The following is a 25,713-nucleotide window of genomic DNA, read 5'->3' on the forward strand; positions in this document are numbered from 1 at the left end:
TTATAGGCGGGCCAGAACCGTGCGGGCGGCCCCAAAGAACCGTTCACGCAGGCGCGTGCGGTCTTGCAACGTCGGTGCAGGGGCCAGATTGAGTCTCATGCGCACCAGATATATCGGGCTTTGCCGTCAATCAAGGTTCAATCCGGTGTCAGACTTGCATCATTGTGCAACGCTGTCCAAGCTGGAGCCATGAATCAGGACCTGATCCCCAGCTCGCTGTCGGACCTTTATGAAAACATGGTCGCGGGCTTTTCCGTGCAATTCGAAAACCTTGTCGAGCTGATTGTCACCCCGGGCTGGCGGCAGCACCAGTTGGTCATCATTGTGGTTCTGTGGGTGCTGGCCGTCCTTCTGAAATTGGTGACGCAAGGCCGGTGGGAAACCTGGGCACGGTCCCGCTCGGGCTGGCCGAAATGGCGGCTGCGGACCTTGGTGCAGCTCATGCAGCGCCTGACGCTGGTTTATTTCGTAGTGATGTCCTGGGCGTTGTATCTTCTGATGCAGCAAGTCACCTGGCCGTCGCGCAGTTACATTATCGGCGTGTTTGCGACTTTGGCCTTGGCGTGGCTGGCCATTGCCCTTGTGGCGCGGCTGGTGCGCAACCGGACCCTGCGGCGGATATTCAAATGGGCCATGTGGGTCTATGCAACACTGATTGCGCTGAATCTGACCGATGACGTGGCCGAGTTTTTGGACGGGGTGGCGATTTCCATTGGCGATCTGCACATCTCGGCTTTGGGGATCATCAAGGCGGTTCTGCTGATCGGCATTTTGCTGACGCTGGCCCGTATTGGCACCCGCGCGGCCGAGCGGGGATTGATGAGCAATGACGACATCACCCCTTCCATGCAGGTTCTGTTGGCCAAAGGCATTCAGGTGCTGCTGTATGGGGCTGTCTTTATGGCCGCTATCCGCACGCTTGGCTTTGACCTGACCGGAATTGCGCTGCTGTCCGGTGCGATTGGTGTGGGGATCGGGTTCGGGTTGCAAAAGGTGGTGTCGAACCTGATATCCGGGATCATCATCCTGATGGACCGGTCGATCAAGCCGGGCGACGTAATCTCGTTGGGCGACACGTTCGGCTGGATCAATGCGCTGGGCGCGCGTTATGTCTCGGTCGTGACGCGGGACGGGCGGGAGTACCTGATCCCGAACGAGGATTTGATCACCAATCAGGTGGTGAACTGGTCGCATTCCGACAAATTTGTGCGATTGGACCTGGAGTTCGGCACCAGCTATGATGACGACCCGCACAACGTCCGTGCGACGGCTATCGGTGCGGTCAAATCCGTGGCGCGTGTGCTAAGTGGCGGCAAGCACGAGCCGGTTTGCCACATCACCGGATTCGGTGACAGCAGCGTGGATTACGTCCTGCGGTTCTGGATCAGTGACCCGACAAAGGGGCTGACCAATATCCGAGGCAATGTCTATCTGGCCCTGTGGGATGCGTTCCAATCCAAAGGTATTTCCATCCCCTTCCCCCAACGCGAGGTTCGATTGTTGTCCGACGCAGCCACGCAACAGGTCGCCAAAGAGTGATCCCCTGTGCGCCCCGCATAGCGGCGTTTCATTGAAATGTTGCATTCACCTTGTTACCTTATTAGTACCCCGACGCCGGGGTTTGGCGGCGCGCAACAAAGGAGGACTATGTCCTGTCTCTACATAACCAGGCGGGTTTGCCCGCCGATGATGGTGCCAGTGTAATGGCCCACTCTCAGTCAATCAGCGACAAGCTGCTTGAACGTATCCTTTCCTCACTTTCCGATGACAAGGCCGAAGATGTCGTGCAGATCAACCTGCAGGGCAAGTCCTCGGTTGCGGATCACATGGTGATTGCCTCGGGTCGGTCGACCCGTCAGGTCTCGGCCATGGCGGAAAAGCTGACGGATCGCATCAAGCAGGAATTCGGTTTCACCTCGAAGGTCGAAGGCAAGGATGCCGGCGACTGGGTGCTGATCGATACGGGCGACGTGATCGTCCATATCTTCCGCCCCGAAGTGCGTGAATTCTATCAGCTGGAAAAGATGTGGCTGCCTCAGGGCGGCAGCGCCTCGGCGAACTGAGGCGCCATCCCGACCTGCATTAACAGGTCGGCGGCGAGAGAAATATGCGTATAAGCATTTGTGCGGTCGGGCGATTGCGTGCCGGACCGGAGAAGACCCTGCTTGACGATTACCTGACCCGATTTGACCGGACCGGCCGCGCACTGGGCCTTGGTCCTGCACGTGTGGTCGAGGTTGAAGACAAAAAAAACGCAGGCATGGGGGCCGAAGCCGCGCTGTTGCGCAAGGCACTGCCAAAGGGGGCTGTGATCTGCACCCTGGACGAACGCGGGCGGCTGATGTCCTCGCCGGAATTTGCCAAGAAGCTGGGCGGATGGCGCGATGCCGGGCGTCAGGATTTGGCGCTGATCATTGGCGGGGCGGACGGAATAGACCCTAATCTGCGGGACGAGGCCGATTTTTCCATCTCATTCGGGTCAATGGTCTGGCCCCATATGCTGGTCCGTGTGATGCTGGCCGAGCAACTTTACCGGGCCGCAACTATCCTGTCGGGCGGCCCTTATCACCGGGTCTGACATGGCGCAGCTATTGATCGTCTACCATTCACGCACCGGCGGCGCCCGGCAAATGGCCAAAGCCGCAGCTGAGGCGGCGCGGGACGAGGCCGAAACCATCCTGAAACCCGCTGATCAGGCCGGACCGGACGATCTCCTGCGCGCCGATGGCTACGTTTTCTGCGCGCCCGAGAATCTAGCCGCGATTTCGGGTTTGATGAAAGAGTTTTTCGACCGCAGCTATTATCCCGTGCTGGGCAAAATCGAAGGGCGCCCCTATGCCCAAATGGTTTGTGCTGGGTCCGATGGTGAGAATGCTGCGCGCCAAATGGCCCGGATCGCCACCGGCTGGCGGTTGAAAGAGGTGCAGCCGCCACTGATTATCTGCACCCATGCGCAAACGCCCGAGGCGATTCTGGCGGAAAAGACTATACCGGACGAACAACTGGAACACTGTCGCGAGATCGGTGCTGCTTTGGCTGCGGGTCTGGCCCTGGGTGTGTTCTGAGACTCAGTTCAAATCAACAACTGTAGTACTTTCGTTCCAGCCATCGACATTGCAGCGCGCCTGAATCTGAACCTGTGTGGCACCCGCAGGAATGGCCACGCCGCTCAGCGATCGGGTAAAGGGCTGCTCATTCTCATGTGGATGGTGCAACACGCGCATGCCCAGTTCATTGCCGTCCATATCCAGCACACGCCAGCCATCTGCGTAATGATCCCAGCCGGTATCGGGATGGCGGATCGTTACGTCGAATCGCCACGTATTGCCGCTCTGACGGGCTGAGACATTCTCGATCACCGGCGGATCGGCAACGGCTGGGCTGGCCAAAAGGGCGCTGAGAATCAAATATCGCATGCGCTGACCATAGGGTGTGCGACGCACCCGCGTCATCACGAACCTGTGTTGGGCGGTAGGTCCATCAGGATCGATCGTGAATGCGAGGCAAATTCCCGCCGGTACAACACGCCAAAGGTGACGGCGGTGCCGATGAACAGGGCAACCGGCCCCAATATCCATGTCACCGAGGCCAGCGCAAAATAGGTCGCCCGAAGGGCACGGTTGAAGCTGCGCGCGGCGGTAACGCAAATCTCGGCGGCCTGCGCGGCGCGGGGATAGGCCTGCGGGTCTTCGGGGTCATTGGGCACGGCGGCCATCAGCACCCCGCAATAGCCGAACAGGCGATGCGCCCAGACATACTTCAGAAACGCATTGGACAGAAAAGCCAGTACAATCAGAATCTTGATCTCCCAGACCAGCGCCGGGGCGCTGCCTATGGCCAGATCCTGCGCCACCCCGGCCAGACGTTCGGTATTGCCCAGCAAGGCCAGCCCGCCGCCTATGGCAATCATCGTGGTCGAGGCGAAAAACGTGCTGCCCTGCCGCATGGTGGCCACCATCTGCGCATCGAACATGCGCGGTTGGCGCGTAACCATCTCGTGCATCCAGTTGCGGCGAAAATCATCCATCATCATCGTGACGGAATTCTTGCGCGGTGAGGGATTGTCGATCCGCCAGCCGATCCACTGCCAGGCACAAAACAGCAGCACAATGGCCGCATAGTCGAGTGGTGAAAACACCAGGGCGCGTTCAATCCAGGTCATGGTCGCGACACTACGCGCGGCCAAGAGAACTTGCCAGATGTAGAAATTGGTAATATTATTTTACCAAATCGGAGAGATCGCCATGGAAATGCCAACGCCAAACCCAGAAATTTTACGCCGAAGGGACGCCGTATTGCAGCAATTGCTAGCGGTTTTGCCCGAAGATGCCGTGATCCATGATGCTGCTGAAACCCTCGCGTATGAATGCGATGCGCTGACGGCGTATAAATGTCCTCCGATGCTGGCGGTGTTGCCGGCGACCACGCAACAGGTCTCGGACGTGCTGCGCATTTGCCATGCCGAAGGCGTGCCGGTGGTGCCGCGCGGTTCGGGCACGTCTCTGGCGGGCGGGGCATTGCCGACGGCGGATTGCGTCATTCTGGGCATCGCCCGCATGAACGAGGTGTTGGAGACCGATTATGACAACCGCTTTATCCGCGTTCAGACCGGCCGCACCAATCTGAGTGTGACCGGGGCCGTTGAGGAAGAGGATTTCTTTTACGCCCCCGATCCTTCGTCACAACTGGCCTGCGCCATCGCGGGCAATGTTGCGATGAATTCCGGCGGGGCGCATTGCCTGAAATACGGTGTGACGACCAACAACCTGCTGGGCGTGACCATGGTTTTGATGGATGGCAGTGTGGTTGAGATCGGCGGCGCGCATCTGGATGCGGGTGGATTGGACCTGCTGGGGGTGATTTGCGGCTCGGAAGGGCAATTGGGTGTCGTGACCGAGGCAACGCTGCGCATCCTGCGCAAACCCGAGGGCGCCCGACCGGTGCTGATTGGCTTCGACAACAACGAAGTCGCCGGGCATTGTGTCTCGGACATTATCAAATCGGGCATTCTGCCTGTCGCGATCGAGTTTATGGACACGCTGTGCATCAGGGCCTGTGAGAATTTTGCCAAAGCAGGCTATCCCGATTGCACGGCGCTGCTGATCATCGAGGTCGAAGGATCCGAGGCCGAGATTGACTATCAACTGTCGAAGATCGTCGAGATTGCCAAACGTCATAACCCGGTGGAAATTCGCGAAAGCCAATCGCCCGAGGAAAGCGCCAAGATTTGGTTGGGCCGGAAATCGGCCTTTGGAGCCATGGGGCAGATGAACGACTATATGTGTCTGGACGGCACGATCCCGGTCTCGTCCCTGCCCGAAGTGTTGCGCCGGATCGGCGAGATGAGCCAAGACTACGGCCTGCCCGTCGGCAACGTGTTTCATGCGGGTGACGGCAACATGCATCCTCTGATCTTGTTCGACGCCAACAAACCCGGCGATCTTGAGAAATGCGAGGCGTTTGGAGCCGACATTCTGCGGCTTTGCGTCGATGTGGGCGGCTGCCTGACGGGTGAACACGGGGTTGGCGTGGAAAAGAGGGATTTGATGACACATCAATACGCGCCGCAAGATCTGGAAGCACAGATGGCGATCAAGGACGTGTTTGATCCGAAATGGTTGCTGAACCCCGCCAAAGTGTTCCCTCTGGACGCGTCAGCATCCCGGCGCGATGTGCGTCTGGCCGCCGAGTAACAGACCCTAACACAGAAGAAATACGATGAAATCCAAGACGGAAACCGAACTGGCCGAGATGGTGGCCGGGCTGAGCCATCCGGTGCGTATTGCCGGTGGTGGCACCCGTGGTATTGGCGGGCCAGACGCAACCATTCACACCACGGGTCTAAGCGGCATAACCCTGTATGAACCCGGCGCGCTGACCCTTGTGGCGCAGGCCGGTACACCCTTGGCCGAAATTGAGGCCGCTCTGGAGGCAGAAGGCCAGCAATTGCCGTTTGAGCCTATGGATCATCGTGGCCTGCTGGGCACGGATGGAGAGCCCACCATCGGCGGCGTCGTGGCGGCCAATATCTCGGGTCCGCGGCGTATTCAGGCCGGGGCTTGCCGGGACTTCCTGCTGGGTGTGCGCTATGTCGATGGCAACGGGCAAGTGATCAAGAATGGCGGTCGGGTGATGAAAAACGTCACCGGATACGATCTGGTCAAGCTGATGGCAGGGTCCTGGGGCACGTTGGGGATTTTGACCGAAGTGTCGCTGAAAGTGCTGCCAAAGCCCGAATCCTCTGCGACCTTGGCTGTACAGGTGGCGGATGCTGAAGACGCGGTACAAGCCATGTCCGCAGCGCTGAAATCTCCATTTGAGGTCAACGGGGCCGCGTATGACCCTCAAGATGGGCGCACCTTTTTGCGGATCGAGGGGTTTTCTGACTCGGTGTCCTATCGCGTCGGCCAGCTGAGGTCCGTATTGACCGGATTTGGTGAGGTCACTGAAATCTCGGATCCTGCGGACCTGTGGCAAGGCCTGCGTGATGTTAAGCCGTTTCAGGGTCAAGACGGCGACGTCTGGCGGATTTCGGTCAAGCCAAGCGACGCGCCCGATGTTTCGATGCGTCTGGCAGCGGACCAGTTTTTGTTCGATTGGGGCGGGGGTCTGATCTGGGCACGGGTCTCACAGGGAGCCGATCTGCGCGCACGTTTGGGCGCATTTGACGGCCACGCAACACTTGTTCGGGCTATGGCAGACACAATAGAAACGTTGGGCCAATTTCAGCCTGAACCTGCCGGAGTTAAGTCTCTAACACAGGGGTTAAAGCAGCGTTTCGATCCACGCGGTCTCTTCAATCCGGACCTAATGGGATAAGCCGATGCAGACGACATTTACCGAAGAGCAACTAAAGGACCCGGCAACCCAGCGCGCGAATGAAATTCTGCGCAGCTGTGTGCATTGCGGGTTCTGCACCGCGACCTGCCCCACCTATCAGGTGCTGGGCGATGAACTCGACAGCCCGCGCGGACGTATCTACCTTATCAAGGACATGCTCGAGAATGAGCGTGTGCCGGATGAAAAAACTGTTCGGCATATCGATCGCTGTCTGTCCTGCTTGGCTTGTATGACAACCTGCCCGTCCGGCGTGCATTACATGCATCTGGTGGATCACGCGCGGGACTATATCGAACAGAACTACAAGCGCCCTTTCAGTGATCGTGCGCTGCGCTGGATACTGGCGCAAATTCTGCCCTACCCGACACGGTTCCGCTGCGCGCTGCTTGGAGCGAAACTGGGCCGCCCGTTTCGCTTCCTCATGCCAGATGCACGGTTGCGGGCGATGTTAGAGATGGCGCCCAAGCATATCCCTCCGGTCAGCCGCAATGACGACCCGCAAAGCTTTGTGTCCGAGGGGCCGCGCAAAAAGCGCGTGGCCTTGATGACGGGCTGTGCGCAAAAGGCGCTGAACACCGATATAAACGACGCGACCATCCGCCTGCTGACCCGACTGGGGTGTGAGGTGGTGGTGGCCGAAGGGGCCGGGTGCTGTGGCGCGCTGACCCATCACATGGGCAAGACCCGCGACAGTCACAAAGCGGCCCAAGCCAATATCAAGGCCTGGACGGCCGAGATGGATGGCGGTGGACTGGACGCCATCGTCATCAACACCTCGGGCTGCGGCACGACGGTCAAGGATTACGGGCATATGTTCCGCAATGACCCTCTGGCCGAAGACGCCGCGCGGGTGGCAGATATCGCGGTGGATATCAGCGAATTGTTGATGCAGCTGGACCTTCCCGAGGGTACGAACCAGAACTTGACCGTTGCCTATCACGCGGCCTGCTCGCTGCAGCATGGGCAACAGATCAAAACCCATCCCAAGACTTTATTGAAAAAGGCGGGATTCACTGTATTAGAGCCTACTGACAGCCATTTGTGCTGTGGCAGCGCCGGTACGTATAACCTGATGCAGCCGGAAATCTCGGGCCAGTTGAAGAAGCGCAAAGTGAAAACGCTTGAGGCGAAGAAACCTGACTTGATCGCGGCGGGCAATATCGGTTGCATGATGCAAATCGGCTCGGGCACAGATATTCCTGTTTTGCACACGGTTGAATTGTTGGACTGGGCCACCGGCGGCCCCAAACCACGGGCCTTGCAACCTGGTGATGGGGCACAGATTCCGATCCTCAGATAAGCCTGGCTGATGCAGCGGGGCATCAGTTTTCAGACGAAACCAGACCCGGCACGGCTGCCCTATTTTCGCCCCACCACGACCGTAGGAAGGTGATCCAACATCAACGCCGGAGAACCGCTTGCAAAACTGGATCAGGGCTTTAGCGCTGGCATTGATGCCGATAGCGGCCGCGGCGCAGGACAGTGGGCTAAAAAGCCTGGACACCACCGATGCCGGGCGGGCGTGGATGGCCGTTGGCCGTCTGGATATAAACGGATCGGGGTTTTGCACGGGTACACTGATCTCGCCAACTTTGGTGCTGACCGCCGCGCATTGCCTGTACGATAAAACAACCGGTCAGCGGATCGATCTGTCCGGGGTCGAGTTTTTGGCCGCGTGGCGTCTGGGCCGCGCGTCCGCCTATCGCGCGGCGCGGCAGGCGGTGGTGCATCCGGACTATCGCTATGACAATGAAACCTCGACTGCACGGTTGCGCAATGACATTGCGCTGATCGAGCTGTGGCAACCCATTCGCAACACCACTGTGATCCCGTTTGAAACCGGCGATCGCCCGCGTCGTGGGGAAGAGGTGGGCGTTGTCTCATACGGGCAGGACCGGGCCGAAGCCCCGGCACTGCAAGAAGTCTGCTCGGTCATGACCCGCCGGTCAGAAGTTCTGGTAATGTCCTGCGATGTCGAGTTCGGCTCATCCGGGGCACCGGTCTTTTCCTTTGAGGGCGACCGCCCCCGTATCGTGTCCGTGGTGGCCGCCAAGGCCGAGTTGAACGGCCAGCGCGTTGCCGTCGGTACCCCGGTCGAAGGGTCGCTGCATCTGTTGCAAGCTGAACTGTCGGCTGGGCGCGGCTTTCTGGCTGCGACCCCTGACGGGACATCCAAACGAAACATCGGCGCGAGGTTCATCAAGCCATGATACGAATTCTGCTGGGCACATTGTTATGCCTGTCTGTCTTGTCGACCGCATCCCATGCGCAAACCGGAAAACGCAAGTTGACGGATCGTGGCGACCTTTATGGCTGGGAGGCGGTGGGCCGTCTGGATATCGGCAATAAGGGCTTTTGCACCGGCACGCTGATTGCGCGGGATCTGGTTTTGACGGCGGCCCATTGTGCGTTGGATAAGGCCACCGGCCGGCCCTATAAACCCGGAGAAGTGACGTTCCGTGCCGGATTGAGCAACGGTAACTCTCTGGCCGACCATAAAGTCATCCAGATCGCTACCCATCCGGATTTTGTGGCCAATGCGCCGGTCTCGGCGCCGCGAGTTCGCATCGACGTAGCGCTGATGCGCCTGGATGCACCGGTTCCGCATGGTGTCGCCGATCCGTTTGCGCTGTACGAGGGGCGGATCAACGGCAACGAGATCAGCGTTGCATCCTACGGGCAAGGCCGATCCGAGGCGATTACGCGCCAGCGTTCGTGCAGTATCCTTCAACGCGGTCGCGGGCTGATCAGCTTTGACTGTGACGTGACCTTTGGGTCGTCTGGGTCGGCCATTCTGGCGAAAAAAGGACCGCGCTGGCAGATTCTGTCGGTTGTATCCGCGGGTGGTTTTGATGGTCGGCGCAAGGTTGGGTATGGCATGGAACTGTCTGGGATCGTTTCTGAATTGAAAGCTGACCTGCGCCGTGATGCACCTCAGCCCAAGGCCAAGATTCGCCGGTTGCAGGTGGGGTCCGACAAGTCCAGTTCCGGTGCCAAATTCATCTCATCCGACGGGTCTTGAACTCGTTCAAAATGCTCCCCATGTGAATTGTACCGGGTCGCCGTGAACGGGGCCTGAGATACTCAAACGCCCGTCCGAACGGAGGGCAAATCGTAGATCGCTCAGACATGAGGATATGAAATATGCGTACTTTTGATTTTGCACCGCTGCACCGCGCCACCATTGGTTTCGACCAGATCGCAGACATGATGGACCGCGTTCTGACCAATGATGTGGCTCAGCCCAGCTATCCGCCCTACAACATCGAAAAAACCGATGCCGACACCTATCGCATCTCGGTTGCTGTCGCCGGTTTTTCCGAAGAAGACCTGTCGGTCGAAGTGAAGGAAAACGCGCTGATCGTCGCCGGTAAGAAAGCCGCCGAAGATAAAGAGCGCAGCTACCTGCACCGTGGTATCGCCACCCGCGCGTTCGAGCGCCGCTTTGCGCTGGCCGACCACGTGCGCGTCACCGGCGCCAACCACGAAAACGGCATGCTGAACATCGACCTGAAACGCGAGGTGCCCGAGGCCCTGAAACCGCGCCGGATCGAGATTGCTTCGGCCAATGCCATTGAAAAGGATGTAGTCGACGCCAAAGCCGTGAACTAAAGCGGTTAACCGTCACGCCGCGGCGATCTCCTCCTCTCTGGATCGTCGCACCATGCGCCCCGCGTTCCTCCAGACGCGGGGCGTTGTTTTTAGGCCATCAAGTGCTCGCTAGGCGAACAATGTACCTTTGGCTTGCTAAGATAGACTGGCGACCGCACCGACAAATTCGGTCCACCGCTCGCGATCCACAAACCCATAATGCCCTGCGCCCGGCCACTCATGCGCCGTGCAGTTTGGAATTTCAGAACATAGGTGTCGTGGCATTTCCGGTGAGATGATGTCGTCCGCAGTACCATAAAACATCTCCACTGGCTGCCGGATCGCCTTTGGCGAAAATCCCCAGTCCCAAAGAGCCATCGTCATTTCAAAAACGCCTTCCTCGGTTTGTTGATAACCGAGACGAAAGTTCTCTTCGAACAAGGCCTGCTGCTCTGGATTGCGGAGCATTGTCTTGGCTTCGTTAGGCATTTGATCAACGACAGATTCCACATATGAAGGGATGTCTTTCAAAGCACTTTTCGCGCCCATACGCTCTGCCCAGCGGATCAATACAGTCAGATGGCGCAGTTTCGCGATGGTCTTCAGATCCTTCAGTACCAGCATTTTGGTAACGCCAGGCTCATCGAATGGCGCCACCGGAGACGCGAGCGCAACCTTGCGCACACGGTCCGGCATGTGAAATGCCACCGCCAAAGCGTGGGGGCCGCCGCCGGAATGGCCAGCCACGTTGAAGGTATCAAGGCCAAGATGGTCAGCCAGATCCTTCATATCAGCCCCCCAATCGACCATTTTCCGATCCTTCTTCGGACTCGACCCTCCGACACCGGGCTGGTCCGCTGCAATCCATCGCACTCCAAGCGAAGCAGTCAGGTTGTCGTCGGGTTGACGAATGACGTGAGAGTCGGAAAACCCATGGCTAAAAATCACCGGAGTTCCCTTTGGATCGCCGTAAATGCTGAATGCGAGCGTTCTACCATCTCTGAGAGTTATATGTTCGGTCAAGTTGTTCTCCTAAAACGAAAATACATTGAGCAGTGAGTTATTAGGCTGCTGACGAAATTTGACCCAAGGGTAAGAGCGTTCTCACTTTGAGGTACCATAACTGTTGGTCCGCATAATGAAATGCAGTTGTCAAATTGGGCTCAAGGCCAACTAAAAAATCACGAAAAATTACGCGCGACCAACCCTACGTAAAAGTTGAAAGTCGGTTCCCTCGGTTATTGGCTCAATCAACCAGAACAGAGTGGCCCCGAGGCGACATTGCCGGTCGCCACAAACGCCTCGCCCGAGGTCAGGCCGGGCAGCGCTTTGCGTTAGGATCCGGCGGCGCCCATTGAAGTATGGCGATGCTTTGGATGCGCTTTTGTGGCAAGCGCATCCAAACTAAGACCCGTTTGGGTTAGACCGACATGCAGATGTATTTCATCTCAAGATAGTCTTCCATGCCGTGATGGCTGCCTTCGCGACCCAGGCCGGATTGTTTGACGCCGCCGAACGGGCCCAGCTCGGTCGAGATGATGCCGGTGTTCACGCCCACGATGCCGTACTCCAGCGCCTCGGCCACTTTGTAGACGCGGCTCAGGTCCTTGGCATAGAAATACGAGGCCAGACCAAAGATCGTGTCATTGGCCATGGCGATCACATCATCTACGTCCTCGAATTTGAACAGGGGCGCGAGCGGGCCAAAGGTTTCCTCTTGCGCGACCTTCATGTCCTGCGTCACGCCGGTGACGATGGTGGGCTGAAAGAAGGTGCCGCCCAGATCATGCGGCAGGCCGCCGGTCAGGATAACGCCGCCTTTTTCCGTGGCATCGGCGATGTGTTCGCGCACCTTGGCGACGGCCTCGTCACTGATCAGCGGGCCGGTGGTGATGCCCTGATTCAGGCCGTCGCCGACTTGCAGGGCCTCGGTTGCGGCTTTCAGCTTGGCAGCGAATTCGTCATATACACCGGCCTGCACATAGATGCGGTTGGCGCAGACACAGGTCTGGCCGTTGTTGCGGAACTTGCACATCATCGCGCCTTCGACAGCTGCATCCAGATCGGCGTCGTCGAACACGATGAAGGGTGCATTACCGCCCAGCTCCATCGAGCATTTCATGACCTGATCAGCGGCCTGACGCAGCAGGATGCGCCCCACCTCGGTCGAGCCTGTAAAGGTCAGCTTTCGCACGCCGGGATTTTCGCAGAATTCCTTGCCGATCTCGCTGGCCTGGGACGAGGGCACGACGTTGAACACGCCTGCAGGCACGCCCGCCTGTTCCGCCAGCAGCGCCAGCACCAGCGCCGACAATGGGGTTTCCGTGGCCGGACGGGCCACAAAGGCGCATCCTGCTGCCAGCGCCGGGGCCGCCTTGCGTGTGATCATCGCGTTGGGGAAATTCCACGGGGTGATCGAAGCCGCCACACCGATGGGCTGTTTCAGCACCGTGATCCGCTTGTCGCGCTGATGGCCGGGAATGGTTTCGCCGTAAACACGCTTGGCCTCTTCGCCGAAGAATTCGATGAACGAGGCACCATAGGCAATTTCACCCACGGCCTCGGCCAGCGGTTTACCTTGCTCGGCGGTCAGGATCTTGCCCAGATCCTCGGCGTTTTCCATCATCAAGTCGAACCAGCGGCGCAGGATTGCAGCGCGTTCTTTGCCGGTCAGCTTGGCCCATTCTTTTTGCGCTGCCTCGGCCTGCGCGATGGCGCCTGCCACCTGCGCCCGGCTGACATCGGCAACCTCGGCCACCACGTCGCCGCGGGCCGGATTGGTCACCGCAAGGGTGCCATTGTCGCCATCCACCCACTGACCGCCAATATAGGCTTTGGTCACCAGCAGGTCAGGGTTTTTCAGAAGGGATTTCAGATCGGTTGTCGCGTCCAGCATGGGTCAGCCTCCGGCAGAAAATGGGTTCAACGCACCCAATCAGGTGGGGTCCGGAATGTCTATGTCCACTATCGCCAGCGGGTCAATCCAGATTTGATCAAATAACCTTCAGTTCAAGGCTGTGCTTCACGCCTATCTTTTTCAGGCTGAGTTTGTCAAAGTCTGGAGGAATTTTGGACCCAGGGGGATGTAAACACCCGTAACATTCCCTATCTTATTGGGTAAATAAAGAAAAAAGGGATAGCAGAGATGTCGAACCACCAATTTGATGCCTTGATAGAAGAGACTCAGGCGAAAGTCCGTGAAAGCCAATCACAGATTGAGGGGCTGACATCACGTATCGAAGCTGCCCGTGCCAAGATCGGCACCACCGAGGCGGATATCGACATCGAAAATGCAACGCTTGAAGACGTGCATGCCCATACCGAGGTGATGAACGCCAATATCGCTGAGCTGATCATGGGTCTGGACGATGTGACCAACGCGTTTTCCAAAGACTTTGACGAGATGCGCTCGAAAACCGGGTGGGAATCATTTGTCGGCATCTTCGCCAAGGGCAAATCGGAATCGATGCGGCAGGAACGGATGCGCACTGCAAATATCGATGACAAGCTGCAGGATCTGATCGCCAAGTCCGACGTGATTGTGCAATTGCTGCAAGGGCAACTGTCCGTGCTGGAAGAACAGCGCGTGAAGGTCGAAGAAAACCTGACTGGCACGCTGGATGACCGTGAGGCGACCGTGGCTGAACTGGAGGCTCTGCGCGCCGAAATTCAGGGCATGGACCCGACGATTATCACTCTGGAAAACAAGATCAGCGTCGAACAGGACGCCGCCGCGCGTACCCAGCTGGAAACCGAACTGGCAGAGCTGAACAAGCAATACAACGCCAAGGTTCAGGAAGAGCAGGTCAAGCTGGCCAAATCCCAGACTCTGGAGCGTTACATCGAAAAGGGCAAAACCTGGGTTGATTCACTGCAAAACCAGGCGGCAACGCAGATGGTGCTGATCAACAAGCTGCAGACAGACACCCAGCAGCGCGTGGTCCTGTATGACGCCCTGACCAAATCGCTGAAAACCGCGCAGCAGCAGGACGTGGCCCACCGCATCAACGAGATCGGCGTGCAGACCGACCAAGAGGCGCAGACCGCCATGGCAGCCATCGGCACCGCGACCAACCAGAAGATGGCTGACATGCTTGAGGCGCATGAGGACCACATGGTCTTTGCCCGCGATGTGCTGGAGAAAAAGGCCAAGGCAGACGAACGCTTTGCCCGTCGGTTTGCCTCGATTGTCGAGAAGCATGATAAGAATTTGTATGGTGGGTCCTGAAGGACACCCTCTCAATGCAATACAGCGGAAAACACTCCCCTTCGGGATTGTCACGCAAAGATATCGACCTGCCAGATTGGGTGGAAAGAGCAATGTTTATGCGATGGTTTGCCATCGGCATAGGTCTTGTACTCGCCGTGATTACGGGCTTACCGTTCTTCGCCCTGGTAGGATTTGTTGTGTTTTTTGGTGTCGGATATGCAGTGTATCATATCTACAAGCAGGAAGACCCCGTCTCGGCGGAAATTGCGTTTTATAACGAAGCTGACGGTTTTCACTCTGGAGACGGGGATGGAGATGGCGACGGCGGCGGCGATGGTGGAGACTGATGAACACTAACCCCACCCAAGACCATGTCGGCCTGACCGACACCTTCGCCTCGCGCCGCTATTTCCGCAAATTCGAGGTGATCACCGTCCACCTTCTGCGCGTGGCGGCGACGATGGAGGCTGAGGGCGCGATCAGCAAGCAAGAAGTGCGGATCGTGTCGCGTTACCTCTCGGGGCTGCTCTACACTTTCCGCGCGCTCAGCATGAAATACCTGCTGGTCGGGCGCGATACGGGGCGGTTCTTTGGCAGCCTCGCCATGGATAAGCGTGACAGTGGGTTTCCGGTGGCGGCCGAGCTGCTTACCATGGCCAACGACGCGCAGCAGGCGCAGGTGCATCTGGCGAATATGCCCTCGGAAGACGACCTGAAAACTGACATGGTTCGTACTATCATCGGTGATCAGGAAATCCCGACCAAGCTGCAATTCGCGCTGTCCCAAAGGCTCTATTACGAGGAATTGCTGAAGGGTCAGCTGTTCTGGGCCCGCAACGATCCCGAATGCCTCTGGATCGGCAATGAGGGCGAGCGGCGCAAGTTTATGATCCACTGGGCGGTCTATGACAGCCAGATCAACCTGCCGGTCATCTATCTAATGCAGCTTGAGGACAGCGGCAAAACCGCCCTGCCCAAAGATCAACGTCGCTGGCCCGAAGTACAGGCGCATCTGATGGCGCAGTCCTTGGGCGGGTTGAAACTGGTGACCATCGCCAAAGGCTTCGATCAGGATTTCGACGACCTGCACCCCAAACACCTGCGCCGCATCCACGTGGGTCCGATGTATTCCTCGGCCTATACTGAGCAATCCGGGCCACTGCGGCAGGTGCTGGAAGACGCACAGGCGCCGGAAGGTCAGGACTGGGCGCTGGCGTGGACAACGGAAGAGTTGGAAAGCGAAGACGTGATCGAAGAACGCGCCGGGTGGTTTTCCACCGTCGAGCGTGAGGTGTTCGCTTTGGACCCGTTCGGCGGGCAGGGGGCCGAGACCGGTGCCACGCGCACCCAGCGGTCGATCATTCTGCCCCAACGCCCGTTTCAGGTGCTGGCCGAGCGCAACCCGCCGGGCTTTGCCGACGTGCGCAAGTTCGTCGTCAGCAAGGCCGGGCAGGTGTTGAGATATTGAGGATTTCGCCTTCGGCGAGAGTATTTTTGAAAAGATGAAGCAAGGGCGGTTTTGAGATGAGTTTGACGTCTGATCAGATGGAATTGCGCGAGGCGGATATTCGCAAACATTATCCGGCGGCGACCGCCTTGCTGAATGGGTTTGAACACGCGCCGCGGATTGCGAAGGCGGTTGATGCGGCGGTCGAGCGTTCACCGGGTGTGTCCACGGGGCGGCGGTTTCGGTCCACGACCCCTGGTCTGGTGACACGCCGCACTGCGCGCGCGGATGGGGTGCATCTGGTTGAACAGATCGAAGCTTCGGATGATGGCGATGCGCTGGTCTCGCCACCGCAGGCCACGACGCAGCAGGCAATCCGCCGTGCAATAGCCATTGCTCTGGCGGTGAGTGAAGCCTATTCCGAACAGACACCTTTGGCAGACCTGAAACGCGCGAACCTTGCGGGCGATCTGCCCGCCGCGCGCAAGACCGAGTTCTCGGAATTGCTGACGGCTGAGGCTCTGATCACCTCGCATACCTTCGGCAATGCTTTGGCTTATCTGATGTCCTCGCATCTGGGCGAAACCACTGCTGATATTGGTGAGATCGAAGAGGTCTTGACCGACAACGGTCAACTTGCCCTACACGGCGCGCTGTGGGAACTGGATCAGACCCTGGCCAAACACGCCCCCGACGACGCACACCTGATCGCGGCCACCAGCGCCTATGCTGAACAGTTGATGGAAAAAGCCGCCCTGCGTTCCAAATCCGCTGGTCATCTGATCCCGTTCCAAAATGCCGCCTGGCATATTGAGGCAGACGACCTGACGATCCGCGGGTTCGAACCGGCTTCAAAAGCCAAATCCACAACGCTGACCATGACGTTCAAGAAACCGAACGAGGTGGTCGGCAACCACATCGCCAAATATCAGGCGATGAAGCTGGCCAAGATGGTGATGGCCTATGATTTCGACCGCCGCCTGAACCCGTTTGCGGAACTCGGCGGGTTCATCTTTACCTTCATGGGTGACGGCAAGCCGGGCACCGGTAAAACCACTCTGATCCAGATGATGGCCGGGCTGATCAACGACTATTGCCAGAACGCGGGCTATCCGTTCCGCTATCAGAACCTGAGCACCGACAATATCGACAGCTATCAGGGCAAATCCGGCCAGAATGCCAAAGCCTTTATTAACACGATCATCGACCCTTCGGTCATCGGCTTTGGCACCATCGACGATATCGATCAGCTGGCGGGCAAACGCGGCGACCGGCAGTCGTCAGCCGGTCAGCTGGAAATCACCGCCGTGCTGATGGAGAGCTTTGCGGGTGCCAACACGGTCGTGCGCGGCAACTGCACCTTTGGCATGTTCTCGAACTACCCTGAGAATGTGGATGACGCTCTACGCCAACGGGCAGGTGCGCGGTTCCTCGTGGACGGGCCGCAGACGCGTGAGGATTACATCGACATCCTGCACCTGCTGATGGGCCGCAACCACGACATCCCGCTGGGCGAACACGAAGCTTATGCTGCACAGGAAATCAAAAAGGCCGTCGCCGCCAGTTTCGAAAGTCATTCCCGCCCGCATGAGGAAGCGCTGCTGCAGGTTTATGATCGGGTGTCCAGCGATATCGGCCAAATGGACACAATCGCCAAGCTGGGCACCTACCTCAAGGCGATCCAACAGGCGGACGAACGCTTTACTGGCCGCGCGATCAAGAACATCACCGACGCGGTCAAGGTCCGCGCGATGGATTTCGAACTGCCCGACGAATGGATGGAAAACCCTGACCTGTTCCTGTTCTGCGACTACGACACCAAAAAGGCGATGATCGAGGACCTGCGCCAGCCGATCACGGTGGAAATGGTGATGCAAGAGATCAACCGCTACGCCGACAGTGAGTTCCGCTATGCCGACAAGAGCGACGAGGTCGCCATCGAAGACGCGGTGCGTGAGATGGCTCGGATGGAAGAGGCCAAACGGCGGTATCTGGAGGGGAGGGGAGAATGATGCTCCTTTTGTTTAGCTTGGCGGCAATAGCTTCCGTTTTGATCGGTTGGCGCCATGGCACGCCAATCGAGGCCACCGAGGAAGCGGGATTTTATCCTGAGAAGAACCACCGACTGTTTGATGCTTTGTTGTGTTCTTTTGTGGTTAGCATGTTCGTTGTTCCTGCAATAGTTATTGGGTTTCACCACGTTTTCGGTGGTGGAGATTTCTTTGAAGCAGCCGGGAAAACAATCCTCGTACAGTTTTTTTTATTTATCATTAACCCCGGATGGCTGTTGTTGCTCGCACCCTTTTCTTTGCTTCCTTGCGTGCTTTCCTTCGGATTGCGCAGAATCTGGGAGCCTTAGAGATGGCATTTTTAGACCGACAACGTCTGCGATCTAGCAAATGGATCGGTGACGTCTCATGATCCGCCTCATCGAAAAAGGCCTGATGTTTGGCAACCTCGTCCACATCTCCAGCCCGGCTCTGATCGAGCGGTATAACCGCGCGTTGCAGCATCTGGCGGGCAAGACCACGGCGCTGACGGATTTCCATGTGGATATCTCGGGCTATTCGCCGGAGGTGGGGATTGAGCTGGAGGATGAGCTCTACCTCAACCCCAACGGGGTCAACCGGCAGTTCATCCTGCTGACGACCGAGCAGAAACGCGCGCCTTTGCTTAACGTCAAATTCTCGACCTCGCGCGATATCCTGCGAGAATTCATCGAGATGAACGAGGCGCAGCTTTTCGCCCTGACCGCCACCGATGCGGTGGCCGGAGAGTTGGTGAATTCGGTCATCAAACTCAGCACGCCGCGTGACCTACTGAACATCAAAAAGATCGAGATCGAGGCCGACACTGCAGGCGGCACTCTGCGCAAGGCACAGCAATTGGCAGGGATGGTTGAACAGTTCAAAACCCAAGAGGACGCCTGGTTCGATGATGTTCTGATCGCCAAGATGATTGAAACCGCCAAGGAAACCGGCGACGTCACCCGCAACCCCGTTCGCCTGCGCCACACCGCGTTTGAGCAACGCAACTTCTGGACGGCGCATTTCGGTGGGCTCTATCTGTTCCCGGATCTGGACCACCCGGCGGCGATCTGCATGGGCGAAAAACCCGACGATCTGAAGATCAAATACACGTTCGAGCTGTCGCAGCGAAATCAGATCGCCAAGTTTCTTGACTATAACGACTTGGTAGAACCAATCGTCAAAGCGCGGGGCGTGGATGCCACCGCGATCCTGCAGCAAAAGATGGATTTCCTGACCGTCGACGCGGCGGCGGATGCGGGCGTTGACCTGACGGGGCTGGATCGTGGCGACATGCGGCGGCTGGCCCGTAATCACGCAGACCGCCTGCCCGAGGCTTATCACGGTTTGGGCCAATTACTGCGCTGGGCGAAGGATGGTGGTCCGTGGCCGCGCATCACCTCGGACCATCCGGCCTATTTCTTCACGTTGCGGGCCACCGATACGCCGAACCGTGATCTGGTGAACATGCTGCTGGCTGAGCTGGCCCCGCTGGACCCGCGCCAAATGTTCATCTGCCACAAAGAACTGTTTTACAACACCTATGCCGGTTGGCCCGAGACCAAGAAAGCCTATGTTGCCGACTTTCTTGCGCGCGAGTATCAGGTGGACAAGGCGGGCGCCCGCGCTGCGTTGTTCGGGCATGAGCCAGACATGAGTGGCAGTGACCGGATTAGCGATGACATCATTGCACGCGTTGGTCCCTGGGGCGCAGTTGGGAGGAATTGAATGCTTGTCGCAATCCGTTTTCTAGTTCCACTGCTGATTGTTCTGACCGTGATCTATGTCGGGCTGTCGATCTATTCCCGCCTCGTCCGTCGGCGTAAGCTGATCGCGCACTGGGAAAAAAAAGGGCTGCACGGTGATCGTGAGGCTTTTCTCGAGCGGGGAATGCGGCAATATGACAAATCGTTCCGCAAGAAACTGCTGCTGGGTGTCTATGTCATCCCGCTTGGGGCCATTGCCCTGCTGATCTATATTACTAATTTCAAATGAGGGCCGGATAGATGGTCTATGTCAAATGGGTATTCATCATCTTGTTCTGGGGGCTGGTCGCCTCGGTGCTGGAATACACTTTGCCGCAGCAGGATGTGGTGCGGATCGTAAAGACCGAGGTGCGGCGCGTCGATTTTGGTGAGAACTCGATCTTCTGGGCACAGCAGGATACAGGGCAAGAGGGCGCGCAGACCACCAACCGCGATGTGCGTTTTGTGGAAACCTTCCGCCCGAACGGGAAACCGCGCGTGTATCGCAATGAGGATACCGGCTGGGGCTGGCCGCCCTATTTCAAGCTCGACAGTTCGAACCTACAGGCGGAACTGACCAATCTCGTGTCGACCGCGGATAACCCGCAATGGGTGGTTTTGCGCCATTATGGTTGGCGCAATCAGCTTATGTCGATTTTCCCCAACGTGGTCTCGGTGCGCCCGGTGGAAAGCCCCGATGTGCGGTTGATCCCATGGTTCAACATCATCTTTCTGACGGTTTTCTTTGCCATCGTCTGGGCCATTTGGGTGCGCTGGCGCCGGTTCCGGCAACGCCGTATCGACCCGATGCTTGAGAATATGGAAGACGGAATCTATGCCGCCGGTGATGCGATCGAAGAAAAGCGCAACGGGATCCGCCGCTGGCTTGATAGCTGGAAATCCAAGTGACGGCGGGTATCTGATCCCGCCATATGGCTGGTGCTGGTCCTTTATCGGACCACAAATTCAGCGTGCAACGCCCCGGCGGCTTTGATCGTTTTCAGTATGTCGATCATATCGCGGGGCGACACGCCCAGCGCGTTCAGCCCGGCTACGACCTCTGATAGGGTGGTTGCCTCGGGGATTTCGGCCAGCCCGGTGCCCTCTTCTTCTTCAATTCCGGCAAAAGTGCGGGGGACCACGACCGTTTCGCCGCGGGCAAACGGGTTGGGCTGAACTGCGATGGGGGATTCCTCGACTGTCAGGGTCAGGTTGCCTTGTGACACCGCAACCCGTGAAATCCGCACTTCTTGTCCCATTACAATGGTGCCCGAGCGCTGATCGACCACGACGCGGGCCTTGGTTTCCGGTTCAACCAGAATGTTTTCGATTCGACCCAGCGCATGGGCGGTAGAAATCGACTGGGTAGCTTCGATGTTGAGTTCGACCGTGCCGGAATCTCGCATGATCGCCACTGCGCGATTGAATTCCGTATTGATCGCGATTTCAATCCGGCTGGCAGTGGTGAAATCCGGCTCGCGCAGGGCAAGGCGCATTTGCGTCAGCGTCGACAGGTCAAAGTCGATCTCACGCTCGACCCGCGCGCCCGATGGGATCACGCCCGAAGTCGGCACACCCTGCACAACCGAGGCAGCCTCACCCTCGGCCACGGTGCCACCGGCCAGAACCGTGCCCTGCGCCACGGCATAGATTTGCCCATCAGCCGCGTTCAGCGGCGTCATGATCAGGGTGCCGCCCAGCAGGCTTTTGGAATCGCCAATGGCCGACACTGTCACGTCGATCTGCCCGCCGACCCGCGCAAAAGGCGGCAGGCTGGCGGTCACCAACACGGCCGCGACGTTTTTGGGGCGAAAATCCTCGCCATTCACGTTGACGCCCAGCCGTTCCAGGATGTTCGACATGATCTCTTCGGTGAAGGGTGAATTGCGCAGCCCGTCACCGGTTCCGTTCAGCCCGACGACCAGGCCATAGCCGACCAGATCATTGCCCCGTACCCCGTCAAAATCCACAAGATCCTTCAGGCGGATCGTGCCAGCGGATGCTATCCCGGGCAGCAACATCAGTAGGAAAACAAAAAGCTTCATCTTAGGAAATTCACCAACGACAGATTCGCATTGCGAACGGTGACGGAATACAGGCTCTCCAATTGGAACTGGACGGTCTGCAACTGTGCGGCGGTTTCATAGGGGTCCGCAGCGATCAATTTGTTTCGGCTGAACTCCAGGCTGGTCTGCGCCGCACTGTTGCGGGTGGAGGCCTGTTCGATGCGCGCTTCAGCCGAACCGACCTGAGCGCGCAGATTCACCACATCGTTCTGGGTGTTGGCCAGATCGACGCCCAACTGCGTAAACAGGGCGGTGCGCTGATCACGCGGCAAGTTCAGCGCATTGTCAGAGACTAACGCCGCAACTGCGATATCCCGTATCGCATCCTTGATCGCGGGGTCGGTGGCCGTGATCGGGATCGTGACGCTTTCATTCTCGGATATCTGCATCGGTGCCAGCGCATTACCCGAGCCCTGATAGATCACCGCATCAAATCCGGCGGGGTCGTTGAACCAGTCTTCCGCCGCCTGCCGGATATCTGCCGTCGTGACGTATCCGCTCAGCTCCGTTTCAAGGGCGCTCAACAATGTGTCGGTTGAAGGCAGGGGGGATACATCCGTGGCCGCACCGGAATACAGGCTGCGCCCACCCGCGCGGGTGTTCAGCGCTGATATGATCGTGTCCAGCTCGTTCCAGGCCTGAACCGATGCGTTTTCATGGCTGACCGCTTGGTTCGATGTGCCGAAGGACAAAAGGGATGAGGTCAACTCGGTCACGGACTCGTTGATCGTGGTCAGGCTCAACTGCATGGCGTCCGTAAACAACCCAGCCTCAGCCGTTGATACCTGATAAGCGTCCAGACGCGACAGGCTGCGGTCCAGATCTAGCAGGTGCGAATAGTCTCCATCCAGTCGCCCGGACACGTCCTGTACCTTGCCGGCGGACATTTCATAAGACAGGGTTTCGATTTCGTTTCTGAGTTCAGTCGAGCGGGTCCGCAATGTCATACCCCGCGCCAGATCGCCAATAGACGTCAAATTCATCATTAGAGCCTCAACAAGGTTTGCATCAATTCATCCACTACCGAGATGACCCGCGCGTTCGCGGCATAGGCCTGCTCGATCTCCATCAGGTTCTGTAATTCCTGGTCGGTATCCACGCCCTGTTCCGCCTCGATTCGGGCCATTTCCAGTTGTGCGCTGTTGGCAAAGGTCAGGCGCTGGCTGGCGGTATGAGCGTCCGATCCGGTTTTTGACATCAGCGCCTCGGTCAGGTCCGCGGCTCGCATATCGCCGGTGCCAAAGGGTGACCCCGCGACGGGCCGCGCATCGCTGAGAACGGCGCCAAAGGCTTGCAATTGCGTGGCGTCGCCCGGATCGCCGGGGGCCACTGCACCAAGCCCGTCGCGCAAGCGCCAGCTGTCACCGCCAGTATCGGGATCAACAATCGTGTTCAGGCTGATGCGCGAGGCCAGCCCCTCGGGCGCAGTGGCATCGAACCGGGTGCCTGCATCCGTGAACAGACCGGGATCGGTAGGCAATGCGGTGGGGTCCAGACCGGGTGTTTCGAACCGTTCGATCAAATCCCGTGCGACCGAGTCGAGTTTGGCCTGTGCCTCAACCGCCAGCTCATCGCGGGTTTCGAACTGTGCCATCAGCGCGCCGCCGCGTATCTGGGCATTGTCGCCGCTGGTGCGCACCGGATTTCCGTTCATCTCCAATCCGGACAGAAGCCCATTGCCCACTGTCATATGAGGTTTGGTGTCGCCTGTGGTGGTAAAGGAAAACTCGGCCGCCGTGCCTTCCAGCAGGATCAGGCCGCCGTCTGAGTATAACGACACCTGATCATTCGCCCGCGGAACCGCGTTTACCGGCACCAACTCATTTACCTGATCTATCAACACTTGCCGCTGGTCCAGCAGGGCACCAATATCGCCACCCGCATGTTTGACCGCGGGGATTCTGGCGTTCAGCTTCTCGATATCCTTGAGGGTCTGGTTCAGCCCTTCCAACTGTTTTCCAATGGTGCGATCTGCGTCCGAGCGCAGCTGCCGCACGCCTTCAGATGCCGAATTGAGCGCGTTGGCCAGGTCACGACCGGCGCGGGCCACCTGATCCAGCCGTTCAGAGGAATCAGGCAGGCTGGCGGCGGTGATCAGGCTGCTGTCGAACTCAGCCAACCGGTTGGCAAGCGATGTTGGGTCGTCAACCGAGCCCACGACGCCTTCGACGCCGGTATGAAAGCTGGAAACCGCGAATTGATAGGCCAGTTCCGCGTCGGTAGTGCGGCGGTTGGCGGTCAGAACAGGGTCCTGATTTCGGACCACACTGACCGTGCGCACCCCGGTGCCCGAAATCACGTTCGTTGTCAGTTCCAGCGACCTGCGGGCATAACCGGGCGTCCGCGCGTTGGCGATATTGTCCGACACGACCGAGGTGCCGCGGCTCGAGGCCGTCAGACCGCTGACGGCGTTGTTGAATGCTGTCGACAAATTCATCAGACAGGCCCCCTTTCCGGGTCAAAACCCAAATCAGCGTTTGATATTGGTGGTTTCCTGCAGCATCTCATCAACAGTCTGAATCACCGTAGCGGCCGAGGAATAGGCGCGTTGGGTCTGGATCAGCGAGGTCAGCTCGGTCGCGATATCGGTTGTCGATTCCTCACGCGCGAAGGACACAAGCTCACCCGTTGGACCTTCCCCTGCGTTCCAGAGAAAATATGTGCCGCTTTCCCGTGATGGCGCATAAGTCTGGCTGTCCAGCGCGGTCAGGCCATTGGGGTTGGGCACATCCGCCAGCGGGATCTGGAACATGCGGCGGCTGACACCGGTGTCATAGAACGCATAGACATAGCCATTTTCATCGACCTGAACGCTGGTCATCGTGCCCACGGCTGACCCGTCGCGTGTGATCGAAACGGGCGCAAAGGTATCGGACAGTTGCGTGATTCCGTCCGCGTCGCCGATCTGGCCGATATTGATCTCCATCGGGCCGCCCGCGACGTTGACTACAAGACTGCCGGTTGCCGGGTCATAAGCCCCGCCCGACACGGCGGCGACACTGGCCAGCGTGCCGCCTGCTGTTCGGCTGTCGGTGAACGTCAACGTGTACTCCCCGATCACCGCCCCGCCCGAAGCTGAATCGCGCAGCACCATGGTCCATTCATTGCTGGTGCCGGCCCCGGGAACAGTTGGCACAAGCTCGATATCCACGCTTTCTGATTTGCCAAGGTTGTCGAAATATTCAACCGACAGGGGTTGTGTGTCGCCCGGCGATCCGGCTTCGGTAGCTGTTGCGGGCAGATTCATGCGCAGATTCATCTGTGTGGTCGGCGCGCCGGACAGTTGATTGACGCTAAGCTGCACGGGCTCGAGCGCCGCTGGGGTGTCCCGCGGCACCGCCGGGATCGAACCATCCGGGTTGGCGCGCCAGCCCAGCAGAACCAAGCCGGATTCGGTGACCAGATACCCTTCCTCATTGGTGCGGAAAGAACCGGTCGTGGTCAGTTGCATCTCATTCGAACCACCCGCGATTTGCGAGCTTGGGCGAACCGGCAGCATGCCCCGGCCGCGCACGGCCAGATCGGTTGAATTGTTGGTCGTCACCAGTGACCCGCGCTGATCGATCAGACGCTGGCTGGTGGTTCTGACCCCACCCGCCGAGTAGCTGCCGCCCTGACCCGAGGTGACCATGGAATGAAAATCCGTCTCGACCCGCTTGTAGCCGAAGGTCGATGAGTTGGCGATGTTGTCTGAAATAGTAGCCAGCCGGTTAGCGTTGGCCTTCAATGAGGCCACACCGGCATTCAGCGAGGAGGAAATCGTCATAGGCACGCCCTTCTGTTGCGT

Annotated in this window: 27 protein-coding genes; 18 read left to right on the top strand and 9 right to left on the bottom strand. The window is 58.4% G+C overall.

Annotation, left to right across the window (positions count from 1 at the left end; genetic code table 11):
• A complete protein-coding gene (locus AB1A64_RS20365) occupies positions 1-99 on the bottom strand; it encodes an isopropylmalate isomerase (protein ID WP_170351859.1) in 99 nt (32 codons plus the stop codon).
• 90 nt (positions 100-189) lie between these two features.
• On the opposite strand from AB1A64_RS20365, the gene AB1A64_RS20370 reads away from it, so the two are divergent.
• The 4 genes from AB1A64_RS20370 (at position 190) to AB1A64_RS20385 (ending at position 3,065) form a co-directional block, all read left to right on the top strand.
• A complete protein-coding gene (locus tag AB1A64_RS20370) occupies positions 190-1,539 on the top strand; it encodes a mechanosensitive ion channel domain-containing protein (RefSeq protein WP_366553682.1) in 1,350 nt (449 codons plus the stop codon).
• Positions 1,540-1,703: 164 nt separating this feature from the next.
• Positions 1,704-2,063 (top strand): ribosome silencing factor, encoded by a 360-nt coding sequence (rsfS, locus tag AB1A64_RS20375; protein WP_058276550.1) that lies wholly within the window; start codon positions 1,704-1,706, stop codon positions 2,061-2,063.
• Positions 2,064-2,107: 44 nt separating this feature from the next.
• Positions 2,108-2,578, top strand: a complete 471-nt coding sequence (rlmH, locus tag AB1A64_RS20380) for a 23S rRNA (pseudouridine(1915)-N(3))-methyltransferase RlmH (RefSeq protein WP_366553685.1) — start codon at positions 2,108-2,110, stop codon at positions 2,576-2,578.
• A gap of 1 nt (position 2,579) precedes the next feature.
• Positions 2,580-3,065 carry an NAD(P)H-dependent oxidoreductase gene (locus AB1A64_RS20385; protein ID WP_366553687.1) on the top strand — a complete coding sequence of 162 codons (486 nt, stop codon included), beginning with the start codon at positions 2,580-2,582 and terminating at the stop codon, positions 3,063-3,065.
• Positions 3,066-3,068: 3 nt separating this feature from the next.
• Here the strand turns inward: AB1A64_RS20385 and AB1A64_RS20390 are convergent, their stop codons facing one another.
• Both AB1A64_RS20390 and AB1A64_RS20395 read right to left on the bottom strand, forming a co-directional pair.
• Entirely contained in the window at positions 3,069-3,416 is a 348-nt protein-coding gene (locus tag AB1A64_RS20390) for a hypothetical protein (protein WP_366553689.1), read from the bottom strand.
• A 35-nt stretch (positions 3,417-3,451) separates the two neighbouring features.
• A complete protein-coding gene (locus AB1A64_RS20395) occupies positions 3,452-4,162 on the bottom strand; it encodes a DUF599 domain-containing protein (protein ID WP_366553691.1) in 711 nt (236 codons plus the stop codon).
• Between the two features lie 82 nt (positions 4,163-4,244).
• Here AB1A64_RS20395 and AB1A64_RS20400 point away from each other — a divergent pair, with 82 nt between their 5' ends.
• The 6 genes from AB1A64_RS20400 (at position 4,245) to AB1A64_RS20425 (ending at position 10,452) form a co-directional block, all read left to right on the top strand.
• Positions 4,245-5,693, top strand: coding sequence for an FAD-linked oxidase C-terminal domain-containing protein (locus tag AB1A64_RS20400; RefSeq protein ID WP_366553693.1), 1,449 nt, complete (start codon positions 4,245-4,247; stop codon positions 5,691-5,693).
• Between the two features lie 25 nt (positions 5,694-5,718).
• Positions 5,719-6,819 carry a glycolate oxidase subunit GlcE gene (glcE, locus tag AB1A64_RS20405; protein ID WP_366553695.1) on the top strand — a complete coding sequence of 367 codons (1,101 nt, stop codon included), beginning with the start codon at positions 5,719-5,721 and terminating at the stop codon, positions 6,817-6,819.
• Between the two features lie 4 nt (positions 6,820-6,823).
• Positions 6,824-8,140 (top strand): glycolate oxidase subunit GlcF, encoded by a 1,317-nt coding sequence (glcF, locus tag AB1A64_RS20410; RefSeq protein WP_366553697.1) that lies wholly within the window; start codon positions 6,824-6,826, stop codon positions 8,138-8,140.
• Positions 8,141-8,258: 118 nt separating this feature from the next.
• Entirely contained in the window at positions 8,259-9,050 is a 792-nt protein-coding gene (locus AB1A64_RS20415) for a trypsin-like serine protease (RefSeq protein ID WP_366553699.1), read from the top strand.
• Positions 9,047-9,862 carry a trypsin-like serine protease gene (locus tag AB1A64_RS20420; protein WP_366553701.1) on the top strand — a complete coding sequence of 272 codons (816 nt, stop codon included), beginning with the start codon at positions 9,047-9,049 and terminating at the stop codon, positions 9,860-9,862. The genes AB1A64_RS20415 and AB1A64_RS20420 overlap by 4 nt, the downstream gene beginning before the upstream one ends.
• Positions 9,863-9,984: 122 nt before the next feature.
• Complete coding sequence (locus tag AB1A64_RS20425) at positions 9,985-10,452, top strand: Hsp20 family protein (protein WP_366553703.1); 468 nt, start codon at positions 9,985-9,987, stop codon at positions 10,450-10,452.
• A 135-nt stretch (positions 10,453-10,587) separates the two neighbouring features.
• Here AB1A64_RS20425 and AB1A64_RS20430 read toward each other — a convergent pair whose 3' ends face one another.
• Positions 10,588-11,454: an alpha/beta hydrolase gene (locus AB1A64_RS20430; RefSeq protein ID WP_366553705.1), complete on the bottom strand. Its 867-nt coding sequence runs from the start codon at positions 11,452-11,454 to the stop codon at positions 10,588-10,590.
• A gap of 397 nt (positions 11,455-11,851) precedes the next feature.
• A complete protein-coding gene (locus tag AB1A64_RS20435) occupies positions 11,852-13,327 on the bottom strand; it encodes an NAD-dependent succinate-semialdehyde dehydrogenase (protein ID WP_366553707.1) in 1,476 nt (491 codons plus the stop codon).
• Between the two features lie 249 nt (positions 13,328-13,576).
• Here AB1A64_RS20435 and AB1A64_RS20440 point away from each other — a divergent pair, with 249 nt between their 5' ends.
• The 8 genes from AB1A64_RS20440 to AB1A64_RS20475 are packed head-to-tail and all read left to right on the top strand — an operon-like array spanning position 13,577 to position 20,769.
• Entirely contained in the window at positions 13,577-14,659 is a 1,083-nt protein-coding gene (locus tag AB1A64_RS20440; protein WP_366553709.1) for a hypothetical protein, read from the top strand.
• Between the two features lie 14 nt (positions 14,660-14,673).
• Positions 14,674-14,988, top strand: coding sequence for a hypothetical protein (locus AB1A64_RS20445; RefSeq protein WP_366553711.1), 315 nt, complete (start codon positions 14,674-14,676; stop codon positions 14,986-14,988).
• Positions 14,988-16,109, top strand: coding sequence for a hypothetical protein (locus AB1A64_RS20450; protein ID WP_366553713.1), 1,122 nt, complete (start codon positions 14,988-14,990; stop codon positions 16,107-16,109). The genes AB1A64_RS20445 and AB1A64_RS20450 overlap by 1 nt, the downstream gene beginning before the upstream one ends.
• A 56-nt stretch (positions 16,110-16,165) precedes the next feature.
• Positions 16,166-18,100: an ATP-binding protein gene (locus AB1A64_RS20455; protein WP_366553715.1), complete on the top strand. Its 1,935-nt coding sequence runs from the start codon at positions 16,166-16,168 to the stop codon at positions 18,098-18,100.
• On the top strand, positions 18,097-18,447 hold the full coding sequence (locus AB1A64_RS20460; protein WP_366553717.1) for a hypothetical protein: 351 nt from the start codon (positions 18,097-18,099) through the stop codon (positions 18,445-18,447). The genes AB1A64_RS20455 and AB1A64_RS20460 overlap by 4 nt, the downstream gene beginning before the upstream one ends.
• A 58-nt stretch (positions 18,448-18,505) precedes the next feature.
• On the top strand, positions 18,506-19,843 hold the full coding sequence (locus AB1A64_RS20465) for a DUF6638 family protein (protein WP_366553719.1): 1,338 nt from the start codon (positions 18,506-18,508) through the stop codon (positions 19,841-19,843).
• Positions 19,844-20,110 (top strand): hypothetical protein, encoded by a 267-nt coding sequence (locus tag AB1A64_RS20470; protein ID WP_366553721.1) that lies wholly within the window; start codon positions 19,844-19,846, stop codon positions 20,108-20,110.
• A gap of 11 nt (positions 20,111-20,121) precedes the next feature.
• On the top strand, positions 20,122-20,769 hold the full coding sequence (locus AB1A64_RS20475; RefSeq protein WP_366553723.1) for a DUF1523 family protein: 648 nt from the start codon (positions 20,122-20,124) through the stop codon (positions 20,767-20,769).
• Positions 20,770-20,810: 41 nt separating this feature from the next.
• On the opposite strand, the gene AB1A64_RS20480 is transcribed toward AB1A64_RS20475, so the two are convergent.
• Genes AB1A64_RS20480 through AB1A64_RS20495 form a run of 4 tightly spaced genes read right to left on the bottom strand, consistent with a single transcriptional unit; the run spans position 20,811 to position 25,692 of the window.
• On the bottom strand, positions 20,811-21,905 hold the full coding sequence (locus AB1A64_RS20480; protein ID WP_366553725.1) for a flagellar basal body P-ring protein FlgI: 1,095 nt from the start codon (positions 21,903-21,905) through the stop codon (positions 20,811-20,813).
• Positions 21,902-22,912 carry a flagellin gene (locus tag AB1A64_RS20485; RefSeq protein WP_366553727.1) on the bottom strand — a complete coding sequence of 337 codons (1,011 nt, stop codon included), beginning with the start codon at positions 22,910-22,912 and terminating at the stop codon, positions 21,902-21,904. The genes AB1A64_RS20480 and AB1A64_RS20485 overlap by 4 nt, the downstream gene beginning before the upstream one ends.
• A complete protein-coding gene (flgK, locus tag AB1A64_RS20490; protein WP_366553729.1) occupies positions 22,912-24,363 on the bottom strand; it encodes a flagellar hook-associated protein FlgK in 1,452 nt (483 codons plus the stop codon). The genes AB1A64_RS20485 and flgK overlap by 1 nt, the downstream gene beginning before the upstream one ends.
• 33 nt (positions 24,364-24,396) lie before the next feature.
• Positions 24,397-25,692, bottom strand: a complete 1,296-nt coding sequence (locus AB1A64_RS20495; RefSeq protein WP_366553731.1) for a flagellar hook-basal body complex protein — start codon at positions 25,690-25,692, stop codon at positions 24,397-24,399.
• Positions 25,693-25,713: the final 21 nt, after the last annotated feature.

The sequence above is a fragment of the Ruegeria sp. ANG10 genome, from assembly GCF_040705255.1.
Lineage (GTDB): Bacteria > Pseudomonadota > Alphaproteobacteria > Rhodobacterales > Rhodobacteraceae > Ruegeria.

What these genes read in the sequence shown, in the direction of transcription:
- rsfS (WP_058276550.1), top strand. Translation starts at nt 1,704, where the DNA reads ATGGCCCACTCTCAGTCAATCAGCGACAAGCTGCTTGAACGTATCCTT.
- AB1A64_RS20400 (WP_366553693.1), top strand. Translation starts at nt 4,245, where the DNA reads ATGGAAATGCCAACGCCAAACCCAGAAATTTTACGCCGAAGGGACGCC.
- flgK (WP_366553729.1), bottom strand. Translation starts at nt 24,363, where the DNA reads ATGAATTTGTCGACAGCATTCAACAACGCCGTCAGCGGTCTGACGGCC.
- AB1A64_RS20420 (WP_366553701.1), top strand. Translation starts at nt 9,047, where the DNA reads ATGATACGAATTCTGCTGGGCACATTGTTATGCCTGTCTGTCTTGTCG.
- AB1A64_RS20395 (WP_366553691.1), bottom strand. Translation starts at nt 4,162, where the DNA reads ATGACCTGGATTGAACGCGCCCTGGTGTTTTCACCACTCGACTATGCG.
- AB1A64_RS20475 (WP_366553723.1), top strand. Translation starts at nt 20,122, where the DNA reads ATGGTCTATGTCAAATGGGTATTCATCATCTTGTTCTGGGGGCTGGTC.
- AB1A64_RS20480 (WP_366553725.1), bottom strand. Translation starts at nt 21,905, where the DNA reads ATGAAGCTTTTTGTTTTCCTACTGATGTTGCTGCCCGGGATAGCATCC.
- AB1A64_RS20440 (WP_366553709.1), top strand. Translation starts at nt 13,577, where the DNA reads ATGTCGAACCACCAATTTGATGCCTTGATAGAAGAGACTCAGGCGAAA.
- rlmH (WP_366553685.1), top strand. Translation starts at nt 2,108, where the DNA reads ATGCGTATAAGCATTTGTGCGGTCGGGCGATTGCGTGCCGGACCGGAG.
- AB1A64_RS20470 (WP_366553721.1), top strand. Translation starts at nt 19,844, where the DNA reads ATGCTTGTCGCAATCCGTTTTCTAGTTCCACTGCTGATTGTTCTGACC.
- AB1A64_RS20385 (WP_366553687.1), top strand. Translation starts at nt 2,580, where the DNA reads ATGGCGCAGCTATTGATCGTCTACCATTCACGCACCGGCGGCGCCCGG.
- glcE (WP_366553695.1), top strand. Translation starts at nt 5,719, where the DNA reads ATGAAATCCAAGACGGAAACCGAACTGGCCGAGATGGTGGCCGGGCTG.
- AB1A64_RS20445 (WP_366553711.1), top strand. Translation starts at nt 14,674, where the DNA reads ATGCAATACAGCGGAAAACACTCCCCTTCGGGATTGTCACGCAAAGAT.
- AB1A64_RS20425 (WP_366553703.1), top strand. Translation starts at nt 9,985, where the DNA reads ATGCGTACTTTTGATTTTGCACCGCTGCACCGCGCCACCATTGGTTTC.
- AB1A64_RS20485 (WP_366553727.1), bottom strand. Translation starts at nt 22,912, where the DNA reads ATGATGAATTTGACGTCTATTGGCGATCTGGCGCGGGGTATGACATTG.
- AB1A64_RS20495 (WP_366553731.1), bottom strand. Translation starts at nt 25,692, where the DNA reads ATGACGATTTCCTCCTCGCTGAATGCCGGTGTGGCCTCATTGAAGGCC.
- AB1A64_RS20450 (WP_366553713.1), top strand. Translation starts at nt 14,988, where the DNA reads ATGAACACTAACCCCACCCAAGACCATGTCGGCCTGACCGACACCTTC.
- AB1A64_RS20390 (WP_366553689.1), bottom strand. Translation starts at nt 3,416, where the DNA reads ATGCGATATTTGATTCTCAGCGCCCTTTTGGCCAGCCCAGCCGTTGCC.
- AB1A64_RS20435 (WP_366553707.1), bottom strand. Translation starts at nt 13,327, where the DNA reads ATGCTGGACGCGACAACCGATCTGAAATCCCTTCTGAAAAACCCTGAC.
- AB1A64_RS20460 (WP_366553717.1), top strand. Translation starts at nt 18,097, where the DNA reads ATGATGCTCCTTTTGTTTAGCTTGGCGGCAATAGCTTCCGTTTTGATC.
- AB1A64_RS20465 (WP_366553719.1), top strand. Translation starts at nt 18,506, where the DNA reads ATGATCCGCCTCATCGAAAAAGGCCTGATGTTTGGCAACCTCGTCCAC.
- AB1A64_RS20365 (WP_170351859.1), bottom strand. Translation starts at nt 99, where the DNA reads ATGAGACTCAATCTGGCCCCTGCACCGACGTTGCAAGACCGCACGCGC.
- AB1A64_RS20455 (WP_366553715.1), top strand. Translation starts at nt 16,166, where the DNA reads ATGAGTTTGACGTCTGATCAGATGGAATTGCGCGAGGCGGATATTCGC.
- glcF (WP_366553697.1), top strand. Translation starts at nt 6,824, where the DNA reads ATGCAGACGACATTTACCGAAGAGCAACTAAAGGACCCGGCAACCCAG.
- AB1A64_RS20370 (WP_366553682.1), top strand. Translation starts at nt 190, where the DNA reads ATGAATCAGGACCTGATCCCCAGCTCGCTGTCGGACCTTTATGAAAAC.